Below are 14,306 nucleotides of genomic sequence, written 5' to 3'. Positions count from 1 at the left end.
GGGGCTGGGATTATGGGGCCCCGGGCCAATACGGCGGGCGACGCCCCGGCGTTCGGCCGGACTCGATTCAGTCGGTCGCCCGGGTGGCGGCGACGGGGGCGAGCAGGTTCTCGACGGGGGCGTAGTCGTCGGTCAGGGTGATCCCCCGGGATCGGAGCCGGAGCGCGGCCCGGTCCTCGGAGGGGTACGGGTCGGGCTCGAACGGTTCCCCGTCTTGCTCGAAGGTGGGGTCGTCGGGCCGTCTCCCCAGGTCCGCCAGGTCGATGGGGGCCTCCGAGGCGACGACCACGAAGGTCTCCCGGAAGCCGGCCCCGGGGGCGTCGGTGCCGAAGACCTCGACCTCGCGGAAGGTCTGCCCGGCCGTCCCGGTCCAGGAGCCGATGAAGGCGCCAAGCCCCCGGGCCTCCGCCACCCCCCGGGCCGCGTCCCGGGCGAGGCGGTCGGGGTCGGAGCCGAGGTCGGTGGCGGCCCGGGCGGCCCGCCGGGCGAGGTCCTCGAGGTCCCCCCGGATCTCGCGCTCCTTGATCTCGGTCGAGACGGCGGAGGCGTAGTCGTCCACTCCCCGGCGGACGCCCACTTCCCGAAGCGTCCCGGCGATCCCCTGGGAGGTGAGCGCCCGGGGATCTCGGGAGCCGGTCGCCTTGGCCTCCTTCCCCATGGGGTGGACCAGCCGGAAGGAGAGCAGCGACGGGCTCTCCCTCAGGTCCGATTCCAGTTCCCGGAACGAGGCGTCGATCCGCTCGGCCATCCCGTCCGCGTCGGATTGGGGGGCGGCCACCTCCAGGAGGCCGGCGACCACGTCCGGATCCCCGTACCAGACGTCGGCGATCGCCTCGGCGACCTCCTCGGACTCCCCCCCGAGCCCGCCGTCCCGGAGGATCGCCGTCGCGGCCCGGGCCTTCTTGAGTTCGAGCGTCTCGGCGAGCGCCTCGGAGGCGGCGGCCTGGTCCCGCTGGGACTGGGCCCGTTCCAGGGTCTCCTGGGAGAGCCGGGCGAGCTCTTCCGGGCCGCCCCGGAACCGGTCTTCCAGCTCGGCGATCCGCCTCCGCAGCGCGGCCGCGATCGGCCCGGCGTCCCGCGACTCGACCCCGGCGAGCGTCCCGGAGACCGCCTCGGCGATCGCCGAGGGGCGGAGGCCCAGGCCGTCCCCGTTCCAGGCGGTCCGCAGCCCCCGGGCGATGGAGTCGGCCGAATCGGCGTCGTTCCCGGCCTCCCGGAAGACGGCGGCGACGGCCTCGATCTGGGCCTCCTCGGCCGCCTCCTCGACCGCCACGTCGTCGGCCCGGTAGACGTCGATGATGTTGATCAGGTAGGCGCCGTGCTCGTCGAGCAGCCCGGCGATCAGCTCGTTGAACTCCCGTGTGGTCAGGTGCCAGGGGACGGAGAAGTCGTTGAAGGCGTCGCCGAAGACGAGGTCGTACGGCTCGCCGCCCTGGGCCCGCTCGACGAACTGGCGGGCGTCCCCCCAGTGCGTCCGGATCGGGGTGTCCCGGGGAAGGCCGAGGGCGACGTGGTTGGCCTCGGTGACGGCCGGGTCGATCTCGGCCACGTCGCACTCGGCGTTCGGGAAGGCGTGTTGCAGGTACCTCGGGAAGGTGTACGAGCCTCCCCCCAGGAACAGGGCCCGGAGCGGGACCCGGGTCGGGTCGTCGATCCCCAGGCGCTCGGCCTTCTGCTCGGCGACCCGGCGGGCGACCTGGGCGTAGATGAACTCGTAGTCGTACTCGATGTGCTCGGGGTGCCCGAGGACGAAGTAGCCGTGGATCAGGTTGTCCAGCACCAGGGTCCGCTTCAGGGCGTCGGGGGGGGCGTCGGCCTCGCCCGAGGACGCCTCGGTCCCGGGGGAGGGGAGGTCCATGACCTCGCTCTCGACCTTGATGTAGTAGTAGTTGCTCTCGTCGAGGTGGGCGATGCCGCTCTCGGTCCCGGGATCCCCTCTGACGTTGCGGACTCCCCAGGCCACTCCCTGGCGCTGGAGGGCCGGCAGCGGGGCCAGGGCGATGAAGGTCAGGCCGAGCGGGATGCCCGCCCAGGCCGCATGGCCGATGCCGCCGAGCCCCGTCGCCGCCAGGGCCATCGCCGTCGAGATGCCGAGGATCAGCCCCTTGGTCCCCAAGACGTCGATCAGCAGGAACCCGGCCAGGAACGTCCCGGCGATCGACCCGACCATGCCCCAGGCGTAGACCGAGCCGATCGCCGTCCCGGTGCGGTCGACCCGGCGGAGCCGGTCGATCGCCAGCTTCGTGACCACCGGGCTGACCGTCCCCATCGTGATCGAGGGCAGGAAGAAGACCAGCGCCACCACCGCGAGCACCCGGAGCGACCAGGGCATCCCCGTCAGCATGGGGGTGTAGGAGAGCACGGAGGCCCCGGCCCACTCCTCCCCCAGGAAGGCCGGGGGGGTCTCCAGGAAGAGGATGAGCAGCACCATCGCCGAGGCGGCCAGGAACAGCCAGCTCGCCTGCTTCTCGCCGGAGATCCGGTCGGCCAGCTTGCCGCCGATCAGGTTCCCCAGGCTCAGGCCGCCGAGCATCACGCCGATGATGCTCGTCCAGCCGAAGATGCTCGAACCCAGGTGCCTGGTGGCCATCCGGCCGGCCACCATCTCCAGGGTCATGAACGCCAGGCTGATCAGGAAGGCCAGCGCGGCCAGGTCGGACAGCCGGGTCGGCCGCCCGTCGTCGGCTCGGGTGCCCCCCGGGGGGGACGACGCCCGGGGCCTTCGGGCGGCCCAGAGCCGGGCGAGGCCCACCAGCCCGGCCACCGCCGCCAGCCCGTGGCCGGCCAGCACCAGCGGATTCGACGCCGTCGACCCGACCTCGAAGGGCAGGCCCGGCAAGGCCCGATCGATCGTGGAGACCGACCCCGCCCCGAGGCAAACCGCCCCGAGCAGCGCGACCAGGCCGCCGAGCCGGGCGTCGAGCAACCCGGCCGCCGGCACGAGCAGGGCCGCGGCGACCACGGTCACGATCACCGAGGTCGGCGCCTGGTACATCAGCACGAACCCGGCAAGGAAGGTCCCGACGATCGAACCGATCGCCCCCCAGAAGTAGACGTCGCCGATGGCGCTGCCGGTCTTCTTCGCCTGCTCGACGGCGACGGTGGCGACGACGGGCCCGATCAGGCCGAGCACCGTCGCGGGTACGAGGAAGTCGAGCGAGACGACGAGCAGCGTCCGGAGGCTCCAGGGCATGGCGTCGAGCCCCGGCGTCTCGCCGACGACGGCGTTGACCCAGAGGCTCCCCAGGGTCAGCGCCGCCCCGAGGGCGAACAGCGGCCCGATCGCCCGCCGGGCGTCGGTGCGGTCGGCCAGCCGGCCGCCGAGGAAGTTGCCCAGGCAGATGCCCCCCAGGACGACGCCGATGACGCTCGTCCAGACGTGCAGCGACGCCCCGACGTGCCGGGCCACCAGCCGGGAGGCGACCAGTTCCAGCGTCATGATGCAGAGGCTGGCGAAGAAGGCCAGCGCGTAGGGCAGGGATCGGGCCAGGGTCCGGCCGGTCGTCGACATCGGGCAGCGCTCCGGGCGGGGACCGGCCCTGGGGCCGGTCGCCGGGTCAATCGGGGCAATCCTTCCAGGATATGCAAGCGGCTCCGGGGCGGACAACCGACCCGTCCGGCCCACCCGCCCGGCTTTTTCCGGGCCAAGCCGTTGCTCTTGATCGAGATCCGGGGACAATACTCCCATTGCCTCCCCGGACCGGCCGCCCTCGGACCGCCTGCCCCGACGGGCGAACCGATCACCCGGCGTCCGCGGCCCTCGCGGATCGCCGCCTCGGACCGAGACCGGTCTCCCTCGCCGTCGGGCCGGACGTCCCCCCGACCGATCCCGTTACTCCGCCGTGATCTAGGCCGACGATGATCCTCTGCGTCACCCTGAATCCCTGCCTGGACAAGACCCTGACCGTCCCCCCCTGGAAGCCCGGCCAGTCGGTCCGGGGCCAGGCCGTCTCGGAGGTCGTCGGCGGCAAGGGGAACAACGTCGCCCGCGCCCTGAAGCGGCTCGGGAAGGAAGCCCGGCCGGCGACCTTCTTCGGCGGCCCGGTCGGGGAGCATTGCGCCGCATTGCTCCGGGAGCGGGAGGGATTCGACCCCCTCGTCGTCCCCACCGAGGCGCCCACCCGGACGATCCTGACCGTCCGGGCCGAGGGCGAACCAGGTCAGACGGCCTTCTTCGACCCCGACCCGGCGATCTCCTCCCAGGAGGCCGAGGTCATGCTCCGGGGGGTCGAGGCGGCCATCGCGACGGGCCGGGTCGAGGCGGTCACCCTGTCCGGATCGAGTCCCTCTGAGGCGACCGACGGCCTCTACCTCGACCTGATCTCGATGGCCCGGATGCGGCGGCTCCCCGTGTTCCTGGATACCTACGGCGCCCCGCTGGAGAACATCTGGGGCTTCTGGCCCGACGTGATCCAGCTCAACCGGTCCGAACTGGCCCGGCACCTCCGCCGGGACGACCCGACCGACGAGCAGATCTTCGAGCTCCTCGGCACCTGGAACCGCCACGGCGTCCGACTGGCCATCGTGACGGACGGGCCCGACGCCGCCCTGGTCCAGTCCGAAGGGCGGTTCTTCCGCGCCTATCCGCCCGAGATCGAGGTCGTCAACCCGATCGGCTCGGGGGACTCGATGCTGGCCGGGCTGGTCGACTCCTGGCTCTCCGGCGTCGAGGCCGAGCCGATGATCCGCCGGGCGATCGCCTGCGGGGCGGCCAATGCCCTGGTCTGGGAGGCCGGGCAAATCGACCCCGACGTCGTCTCCCGGATCGAAGGCGAGGTCGAGCTCGAACCCGTCGAGGACCAGGGCGAAGTGCAGCCCGAACGGCCGGGCGACTCCCAGGGGTTCCTCCGGGTCGGCGTCTACGGCAGGGCGACCAGCCGATTCGGCCGCCGGTGATCGCCGGACGACACCGGCCGAGACGAGCGTCGAGCCGAGGGGCCGACGGGGCGAGGCCCGGTCAGAGGAGGTGCCGGGCCTTCACATCGAGGTACGCGTTGATCAGGGGGGCCGTAAGCTCCTCGGGCGTGACGTCGAGGGCCAGGACGCCCCGCCGCCGGAGCGAGGCGATCACCCGCTCCCTCCAATTGAGCATCGCCGCGGCGGCGGCGGGGGCGAAGAGCCGCTCCTCGGGGGTCGAGCCCGGCAGGGCCGCCGGATCGAGCCCGGAATCGGCCAGCGCGAACAGGTCGGCATCCCTGAGGAAGACACCCAGGGGCAGGTGGCGGCCCACCACGTTCCCGAGGTGGTCGAGCACCTGGCGGGCCCCCACCTCGTCGAAGACGTTGGTCATCATCACCAGGAGTGAACGCTTCCGGCATCGGCGTTCCAGCTCGACGACGGCCCGATCGTGCCTCGGCTCGACGAGCATCGGGAAGACGTCGTGGATCGCGTGCACCAGCCGCTCGATCCGCCGAGGCCCGCCGGTCGGCGGCACGTAGGCCCGCACCCGATCGGCGTAGACCATCAGGCCGACCTGGTCCCCACGGACCAGGGCGACGTGGGCCAGCATCAGCATCGCGTTGAACGCGTGGTCCAGGGGGGAGAGTCCGTCTCCCGTGTCCCCGGCCATCATCCGGCCGCTGTCGATCAGGAAGATCACCCGCTGACTCTGGCTGTTCTGATAGTCTCGGACCGTCACCCGGCGCCTCCGGGCGGTCGCCCTCCAGTCGATCCGCCTCGGCTCGTCCCCTTCCGAGTAGTCGCGTAGGCGCTCGAACTCGTTGTCGGTGCCGACCCTCCTGGATCGCCGCAACCCGATCGCGCCGAGGCGGTCCCGGCGGGCGAGCAGGGTGTACCGGGCGATCTGGCGGACGTCGGGATAGACGCGGACCCCGGACTCGACCGGATGCCACCGGGAACGCTGCCAGAGGCCCCACCGGCTCCGCTCCAGGAGGTAGACCCGGCGGAGGGCGAATGACCCCCTTCGGTGCGGGGTCATCCGATAGTCGAGCGTCGCCCGCCCACCGGGAGGGATGCGGACCAGGAACTCAGGCGGCCCGGCCTCGAACGGGTCGGGCACGTCGTCCCGGACTCGAAAGCCCCTGGGGCGGCGGCCCTCGTTGACGATCGTCAACTCGACCGGGTGCGGTTCGCCGATCGAGGCGGTCCCCCCGCACTCGCGGGTGGCCCGCAGCCGGGCCGGCCCGATCAGGCTGGCGAGGTCGATCAGCGCGAGGGCCAGGAGTACCGAGTCGAGCGCCATCAGGGCCATCCAGAAGACCCCGGGTCGGGGCAACAGCAGGAGCAGCGAGATCAGCCCCGGGACGAGGGCCGCCAGCGCCAATCCCCGATCCGGCCAGATCATTCGGAACGCCCCCTCCCGCGTCGGCCGCCCCCCCGAGGCGACCCGGGGATTCTATCGCTCCCGGCCTCCGGGGCCAACTCCCCGAGCGACCACCGCCGGCACCCCGAACCGAAGCGGCTTAATTTGGAATATCACGCATTACTTAGTATGGCGGTTGACACCACCGACTTGTAACCTATGGTCCCCTATGGAGCCTGACAACGAGTGAGCTGCCCGAAGGCGTGCAGCCTAGGGATCGGGTTTCCGAGCGATCGAAGGGGCTCAAGGAATTACACCCATGCCGACCCGCACCCCTCGGCGGGAATTGATCTCCCGCACTCCCCTGCAGATCTACCTCCAGGACATCAACGGTACCGCGCTGCTCAGCGCGGACGAGGAGCGGAGGCTCGCATATCGGGTCGCCGAGGGCGACCCCGAAGCCCGGGAACACATGGTCAAGGCCAACCTCCGCCTGGTGGTGAACATCGCCCGGGGCTACCTGGGCAAGGGCCTCGGGCTGGAGGACCTGATCGAGGAGGGGAATCTCGGCCTGCTCCGCGCCGTCGAGGGTTTCGACGGCTCGATGGAGACCCGCTTCAGCACGTACGCGAGCTACTGGATCAAGCAGTCGATCCGCCGGGCCGTGATGAACAACGGCAAGCCGATCCGGCTGCCGGCCTACATGGTCAACCTGCTGGCCAAGTGGCGACGGGCGACGGCCCTGCTGAGCGATCAGCTCGGGCGCCTGCCGACCCCGGACGAGGTGGCCTCGGAGCTGAAGCTCACGACCAAGAAGCTGAACATCGTCAAGAAGGCCTTGCATGCCAACAGCCTGACGCCCCAGTCGGACGGCGCCGGCGACGACGGCTTCGCCATCGACGACGTGCTGACCGACGAACGGGTCCGCGCCCCCGACGACCTGCTGATCGAGGCCGACGACCTGGAACGCACCCTCAACGGCATCGACCAGCTCGACGACCGGGAGCGGACCGTCCTCCGGATGCGATTCGGCCTCGACCCGTACATGGCGATGACCCTCCGGGAGGTCGGGGAGGGGCTCGGGCTGACCCGGGAGCGAGTCCGACAGCTCGAGTGCCAGGCGTTGACCAAGCTCGCGATGGCGCTCGGTGCCGAGCGCGCCGCGAAATCCCGATCCTGAGCGGACCCGAGGTAGGCCTGTCCAGAGAGGAAGATATAGGGGGGAGACGGGCGGGGACGCCATCGTACCCGTGCGGGCGGCCCCCCCGGCCTGGCTGGCCCCCTCCATTCCTTTTTTAAGCGATCAGCCGGTCGACGACCCGCCCGGCGACGTCCGTCAGGCGGAAGTCACGCCCCTGGTATCGGTAGGTAAGCTCCGTGTGGTCGAAGCCGAAGAGCCTGAGGATGGTCGCGTGGTAGTCGTGGACGTGGACGGGGTCCTCGACCACGTTCCAGCCGATCTCGTCCGTCTTGCCGATGACCTGGCCGCCGCGGACGCCCCCTCCCGCGAGGAAGAGGGAGAAGGCGAAGGGGTGGTGGTCCCGGCCGGTGACGGCCTTGAAGCCGGGGCGATTCTCCCCCAGGGGGGTGCGGCCGAACTCGGAGCACCAGAGCACGAGGGTGTCTTCGAGCAGCCCCCGGCGCTTCAGGTCGGTGATCAGGGCGGCGACGGGGCGATCGGCCATGCCGCAATTGAATTCCAGCTCGGAGTCGATGTTGCTGTGGTGGTCCCAGGAGGCGTGGTAGATGTTGACGAATCGCACGCCCCGCTCCACCATCCGGCGGGCGAGCAGGCAGTTGGTGGCGAAGCGGTCGTAGACCCCGGGCCCGCCCCCCCGTCCGCCCCCCTCGGGGTCTTCCCGGCCGACGCCGTAGAGGTCGAGCGTCTCGGGGGTCTCTCCCGAGAGGTCGATCAGCTCCGGGGCGGATGATTGCATCCGGAAGGCCAGCTCGTAGGAGGCGATCCGGCTCTGGATCTCCTCGTCCCGGACGGCGTCGAATCGCCTGGCGTTGAGGGAGCCGATGGCGTCGATCGTCTCGCGTTGCACCCGGGGGGAGAGGCCCGCCGGGTTCCCGAGGTTGAGGACCGGGTCGCCCGAGTCGCGGAAGAGGACCCCGGAGTAGGTGGAGGGGAGGAAGCCGCCTCCCCAGTTGGACGCCCCGCCGCTGGTCCCCCGCCCGGTCGTGAGGACGACGTAGCCGGGGAGGTCGTCCGCCTCGCTGCCCAGCCCGTACGTCAGCCAGGAGCCGACGCTCGGCCGGCCGAACGCCGCCGAGCCGGTGTTCATCAACAACTGCCCGGGGTGGTGGTTGAACTGGTCGGTATGCATCGACCGGATCAGGGCGAGGTCGTCGGCACAACCCCCGAGGTGGGGCAGGTAATCCGAGAGCTCCATCCCGCACTCACCCCACCGGGAGAAGACGCGGGGGCAGCCCATCACGGTGGCCGACTCCTTCTGGATGAAGGCGAACCGGACGTTCTTCGTGAACGACTCGGGCAGGGGCTGGCCGTCGAGCCGGTTCAATTCGGGCTTGGGGTCGAACAGGTCGATCTGGCTGGGGCCCCCCTCCAGGTAGATGCAGATGCACGCCCTCGCCTTCGCCGGGAGGGGCGGTTGGCGGGGGGCGAGCGGGTCGTCGTCCCGATCGGTCGGCAGGTGCCCGACAGGGGAGGCAATCGCCCCCTGTTGGGCGAGCATCGAGGCGAGCGCCGCCAGGCCTATCCCGCTCGAAGTGCCGGTCAGGAACTCCCTCCGGGAGCGGTGGAGGGCCTCTTGGATCGGGTGCATCGGGGGCTCCGAGGGGAGGTCGATCGGCCGGGCCCGGCGGCCCGGACCCGGCCCGTCATTCCCGGGTGATGAACTCGTCGAGGTTGAGGATCGCCCGGGAGGTGGCGACGATCGCGGCGGCCTCGGCACGGCCGATCCCGTGCGGGGGGACCTCGCCCCCGAGCAGGGCATGGACGGATCCGGCGTCGGCCTGAAGGGCGTGGAGGAGCGAGGCACGGAGTCCGTCGAGGATCTCCAGTTCCTCGACGGTCGGCTCCCTCCCCAGGGCGAGCCTGAAGGCCCGTAAGGCGGCCAGCGAGGGATCCTCCCGCAAGGCCCGGAGGCCGAGGGCCCGGGCGCCCTCGACGAAGGCGGCGTCGTTGAGCAGCGTCAGGGCCTGGAGCGGCGTGTTGGAGGTGGACCGCTTCACCGCGCAGACGTTGGCGTCGGGAGCGTCGAAGGTGGTGAGCATCGGGTAGGGGCTGGTGCGACGGAAGAAGGTGTAGAGGCCGCGTCGGTGGCGGTCGGGGCCGCTGCTCTCCTCCCATCGGGCACTGCTGGCATAGGTCAGCTCGGAGATGCCGGGGGGCTGCGGCGGGAAGACGCTGGGCCCGCCGACCTCGGTCGAGAGCAGGCCGCCGACGGCGAGCGCCAGATCCCGGATCACCTCCGCCTCGAGCCGGATCCGGTTCTGCCGGGCGAGGAGGACGTTCTCCGGGTCGACTTCCCGCAGTTCGGGGCGGACCGCCGAGGCCTGGCGATACGTCGACGACCGGACGATGGCCCGGATCAACCCCTTGCGGCTCCAGCCCAGCCTGCGGTATTCCGAGGCCAGCCAGTCGAGCAGCTCGGGGTGGCTCGGCGACTCGCCCCGGGTGCCGAAGTCGTCCATCGAGGTGACCAGTGCCCGGCCGAACAGGTGGTGCCAGACGCGGTTGGCGGCGACCCGGCCCGTCAACGGGTTCTCGGGGTCGACCACCCACTCGGCCAGGTCCAGCCGATCCGGCCGCCCCCCCGTTTCCGGCAGCGGGGGCAGAACCTCGAAGGTGCCGGGCTCGACCGGCTCGCCGGGCCGGAGGAAGTCGCCCCGGATGTGGATCCGGCTCTCCCGGCGATCCTCCCCGGCTTGCTCGACGAAGGTCCGGATTCGGGGGCCGGGCTCGTCGCCCTCCGTCCCGGCATCCCGGACGCTCGACGAGCCCGACTCGATCGGCCGGTCGGCCTCGTCGGCCGAATTGAAGAAGGCGAACAGCTGGTAATATTCGCGCCGGGTGATGGGGTCGTATTTGTGGGTGTGACACTGGGCGCAGGCGACGGTGAGGCCGAGCCAGACGGAGCCGGTGGTGTTCACGCGGTCGATCACGGCGGCGACGCGGAACTCCTCCGCGTCGACACCCCCCTCCGTGTTCGTCAGGGTGTTCCTGTGGAAGCCGGCGGCGGTGAGCCGGTCGGGCGAGGCGTCGGGGAGGAGGTCGCCGGCGAGCTGCTCGATCGTGAACCGGTCGAAGGGGAGGTCGCGGTTGATCGCGGCAATGACCCAATCCCGGAAGCGATAGGCCTCCGGCCTGGGCCGGTCCTTCTCGTAGCCGTCGCTGTCGGCGTAGCGGGCGAGGTCGAGCCAGTGGCGGCCCCAGCGCTCCCCGAAGTGGGGGCTGGCGAGGAGGCGGTCGACGAACGCCTCGTAGGATGCCGGGGAGTCGTCGGCCTCGAAGGCGTCGACCTCCTCGGGGCTGGGAGGCAGCCCGGTCAGGTCGAGCGAGAGGCGGCGGATGAGCGTGGCCCGGTCGGCCTCCCGAGACGGGGAAATCCCCGCCGACTCCAACCGGGCGAGCACGTATCGGTCGATCGGGCTGCGGACCCAACCCTCATCCCGAACATCGGGGGGCGGATCCGGTTCGATCGGCCGGAAGGCCCAGTGGTCGCTCGGACGCCTCGATCCGCCTCCCGCCCCCGCCTCAGACCATGTCGCCCCCTGGTCGATCCAGCCTCGGAGCAGGCCGACTTCCTGGGGAGAGAGCGGGGCCCCGGTCGGGGGCATGATCGACTCGCCCTCGAATCCGGCGACCCTGTGGATCAGCAACGAGTCGGCCCCGGCCCCGGGCTCGATCGCCGGGCCGAGGTCGCCCCCGGCCATCGCGCCGGCCTTCTGGTCGAGCCTGAGCCCCGACTTCTGCCGCTCTGCGCCGTGGCAGGAGACGCATCGGGCGTCGAGGATCGGCTTGATGTCGACCAGGAAATCGACCGATCGATCGGCGGGCGGTGGGAGCGGCCCGGACGATCCCGGGGCGTCCTGGCCCCGAGCGAGCCCGATCGGGGCCAGGATCGCCAGGAGGATTCCGGTCGCGGCGGGGCGCGGGACACGCACGGGGGCCGGACGCATGGGCGACCTCCGGGGAGGCTCGGCGGGCCGGGTCCGTCCGTCGGGCCGGCGACCGAGCCGATCGCAGCGGACGGCGGACGCAACGTCCAATCTGACGCCCCGATCGGCAATTGTCAAACATCCCGACAATCGGCGTGGACCCGGCTTGCCGTACGATCGGTCGATGACGAAAGATGGAAGCGCCCGGGCCCCGAGGGGTGCCCCTCCCCGTCCTCCTTGCCGGATCGAACCGAACGCGTGGCCACCATCGATACCCAGAGCGATCCCCGATCCTCCCCGCGGCACCGTCCCGAGCTGCTCGCGCCGGCGGGAGACCGCGCGTGCCTCGTCGCCGCGATCGAGAACGGCGCGGATGCCGTCTATTTCGGCCTCCGGGGCCATAACGCGAGGGCGAGGGCGGCGAATTTCGGCCTGGAGGAGCTGCCCGAGGTGATGGCCCTCCTGCACCAGAGGGGAGTCCGGGGCTACGTCACCCTGAATACGTTGGCGTTCCCCGGGGAGCTGGAAGGGTTGGAGGGGATCGTCCGGAGGGTGACGGCGGCGGGGGTCGACGCGGCAATCGTACAGGACATCGGCCTGGCGAGGCTGATCCGGGCGGTCACGCCGGATCTGGAGATCCACGCCTCGACGCAAATGTCGATCACGAGCGCCTCGGGCGTCAGGATGGCCGAAGACCTGGGCTGCTCCCGGGTGATCCTGGCCCGGGAGTTGTCGGTCCGGGAGATCGCCCGGATCCGTGAGCAGGCGAGCCTGCCGGTGGAGGTCTTCGTCCACGGGGCGCTCTGCGTCGCCTACTCGGGCCAGTGCCTGACGAGCGAGGCGCTCGGCGGTCGATCCGCCAACCGGGGGGAGTGCGCGCAGGCGTGCCGGATGGAGTACGAGGTAATCCAGGACGGCGAGCGGGTCGACCTGGGAGACATCTCCTACCTGCTCAGCCCGCAGGATCTCGCCGCCTTCGACCTCGTGCCGAAGCTGGTGGAGCTGGGCGTCTCCAGCCTGAAGATCGAAGGGAGGCTCAAGTCCCCGGACTACGTCGCCACGATCACCCGGAATTACCGCAAGGCGATCGACGCTGCGGCCGAGGCTCGGCCCGACCCGATCGGCGACCGGGACATCTACGAGATGGAGATGACCTTCTCCCGGGGATTCAGCCACGGGTTCCTGGACGGGAATAACCACAAGGTGCTCGTCCGGGGCGACTACGCCAAGAAGCGAGGGGTCCTCGTCGGCGAGGTGGCGAGCGTGGTCGGCAACCGGGTCCTGGTCGAACTCTCCTCACCGGTGAAGCCGGGCGACGGTGTCGTGTTCGATGCGGACCCGGGCCGAGGGGCGCCGGAGCAGGGGGGACGCGTCTACGAGGTCGACCGGCCGGCGAAGGGGACGGGGCGTCCCGATCGTCCGGGATGGGCCGAGGACTTCATCGATGGACCGGCGTCGATCGGCTTCGGCCGCCGAGACCTGGATCTCGATCGGATTGTCCCCGGGCAACGGCTCTGGAAGACGGACGATCCAGAGCTGTCCAGGTCGCTGAAGCGATCGCACGAGGGGGGACCGAGGCGGACGGTGCGACTGGACCTCCGCGTCCGCGCGGTCGCCGGTGAGCCACTGGCGATCGAAGCGAGCACTGCAACCGGGATTCACGCCCGGGTCGACTCGGGGCGGCCCCTCGAGGTCGCCCGGACGAGGCCGGCCGACGCAGTCGCGATTCGAGGCCAGCTCGACCGGATGGGTGGGACGAACTATCGGCTCGGGGACCTGGAGGCGACGATCGACGGGAGCCCGATGGTGCCCCTGGGCCTCCTGAATGAGCTGCGCAGGGCGCTCGTGGCCCGACTGGACGAGATCGCATCCCTGGCCCCCGTGCGGGCGATCGCCGAGGCTCCCGTCCTGCCGGGTCTGCGGGAGGCCATCCGTTCTCGGGCCGAGGCGGAGGGCCCCCCCGGGCAGTCCGAGCCGGCGTGGTCGGCGCTTTGCCGGACGGTCGAGCAGGTCGAAGCGGCCCGCGGGTCCGGGATCGGGACAATCTACCTGGATTTCCAGGATATCAAGCGGTACGGCGAAGCGGTCTCGATCGCCCGTCGAGGGCCCGGGGATCCGGCCGTCTTCATCGCCTCGACCCGGATCGAGAAGCCGGGCGAGGAGAACCTGTTCCGCTACCTCTCGAAGCAGGGGGCCGACGGCCTGCTGGTGCGAAACGCGGGGGGGATCGCGTTCTGCTCGAGCCAGCGGATCCCGTTCGTGGCGGACTTCTCCCTGAATGCGGCGAACGACCTGAGCGTCGAGTGGCTCAAGGCGAGCGGGGCGACCCGGGTCACCGCCTCGTATGACCTGAGCGCCGACCAGCTCTTCGACCTGCTCCGGGCCTCGCCCCCGAGCTGGCTGGAGGTGGTGGTCCATCAGCAGATTCCCATGTTCCACATGGAGCACTGCGTCTTCTGCGCCTTCCTCTCGCCCGGCACCGATAAGACCAACTGCGGGCGCCCCTGCGACCGCCACGAGGTGAAGCTCCGCGACCGGGTCGGCATGGAGCACCCGCTGACCGCCGACGTGGGGTGTCGGAACACGCTCTACAACGCCGTCCCCCAGACGGCCGCGGAATTCCTGCCGGCCCTCGTCCGCAAGGGGCTCCGGCACCTCCGGCTGGAGTTCCTGGACGACTCCCCCGAGTCGGTGGCCCGAATCATCGGGCTGTATACCGATGCCCTCTCCGGCCGGCGGGACGCCCGGACCCTCTGGAAGCGGCTGAAGGCCACGAACCACTACGGCGTGACGCGGGGGCAACTCGCCGTCCTCTGATCCCCGGACGGGGCGACGGCGCGTCGGTGCTCGGGCGAGTCGTCACCGTCGGAGGGCGAGTGCCCGGCGTCGAGGTCGGTGACCGGGGGATTTCGGTTCA

The 14,306-nt window shown here is 71.1% G+C and carries 7 protein-coding genes; 3 read left to right on the top strand and 4 right to left on the bottom strand.

The features are described from left to right. Positions 1-67: 67 nt before the first annotated feature. The gene (locus ElP_RS23050; RefSeq protein ID WP_145273639.1) at positions 68-3,511 is read right to left on the bottom strand and encodes a fused MFS/spermidine synthase; all 3,444 of its coding nucleotides are present in this window, start codon (positions 3,509-3,511) and stop codon (positions 68-70) included. Positions 3,512-3,858: 347 nt separating this feature from the next. On the opposite strand from ElP_RS23050, the gene ElP_RS23045 reads away from it, so the two are divergent. Next, positions 3,859-4,896 carry a 1-phosphofructokinase family hexose kinase gene (locus ElP_RS23045; protein WP_145273636.1) on the top strand — a complete coding sequence of 346 codons (1,038 nt, stop codon included), beginning with the start codon at positions 3,859-3,861 and terminating at the stop codon, positions 4,894-4,896. Between the two features lie 61 nt (positions 4,897-4,957). Here ElP_RS23045 and ElP_RS23040 read toward each other — a convergent pair whose 3' ends face one another. Continuing rightward, a complete protein-coding gene (locus tag ElP_RS23040; protein WP_145273633.1) occupies positions 4,958-6,304 on the bottom strand; it encodes a DUF58 domain-containing protein in 1,347 nt (448 codons plus the stop codon). A 277-nt stretch (positions 6,305-6,581) separates the two neighbouring features. Between ElP_RS23040 and ElP_RS23035 the strand changes: the two genes are divergently transcribed. After that, a complete protein-coding gene (locus ElP_RS23035) occupies positions 6,582-7,442 on the top strand; it encodes a sigma-70 family RNA polymerase sigma factor (protein ID WP_145273631.1) in 861 nt (286 codons plus the stop codon). Between the two features lie 115 nt (positions 7,443-7,557). On the opposite strand, the gene ElP_RS23030 is transcribed toward ElP_RS23035, so the two are convergent. After that, positions 7,558-9,051: a DUF1501 domain-containing protein gene (locus ElP_RS23030; RefSeq protein ID WP_145273628.1), complete on the bottom strand. Its 1,494-nt coding sequence runs from the start codon at positions 9,049-9,051 to the stop codon at positions 7,558-7,560. A gap of 55 nt (positions 9,052-9,106) precedes the next feature. Further along, complete coding sequence (locus tag ElP_RS23025; protein ID WP_145273625.1) at positions 9,107-11,410, bottom strand: PSD1 and planctomycete cytochrome C domain-containing protein; 2,304 nt, start codon at positions 11,408-11,410, stop codon at positions 9,107-9,109. 237 nt (positions 11,411-11,647) lie between these two features. On the opposite strand from ElP_RS23025, the gene ElP_RS23020 reads away from it, so the two are divergent. Continuing rightward, positions 11,648-14,206 (top strand): U32 family peptidase, encoded by a 2,559-nt coding sequence (locus ElP_RS23020; RefSeq protein ID WP_145273620.1) that lies wholly within the window; start codon positions 11,648-11,650, stop codon positions 14,204-14,206. The last annotated feature ends 100 nt before the right edge of the window (positions 14,207-14,306 follow it).

Source organism: Tautonia plasticadhaerens, from assembly GCF_007752535.1.
GTDB classification, from domain to species: Bacteria; Planctomycetota; Planctomycetia; order Isosphaerales; family Isosphaeraceae; genus Tautonia; species Tautonia plasticadhaerens.
This window is presented reverse-complemented; position numbering and strand designations above follow the sequence as displayed.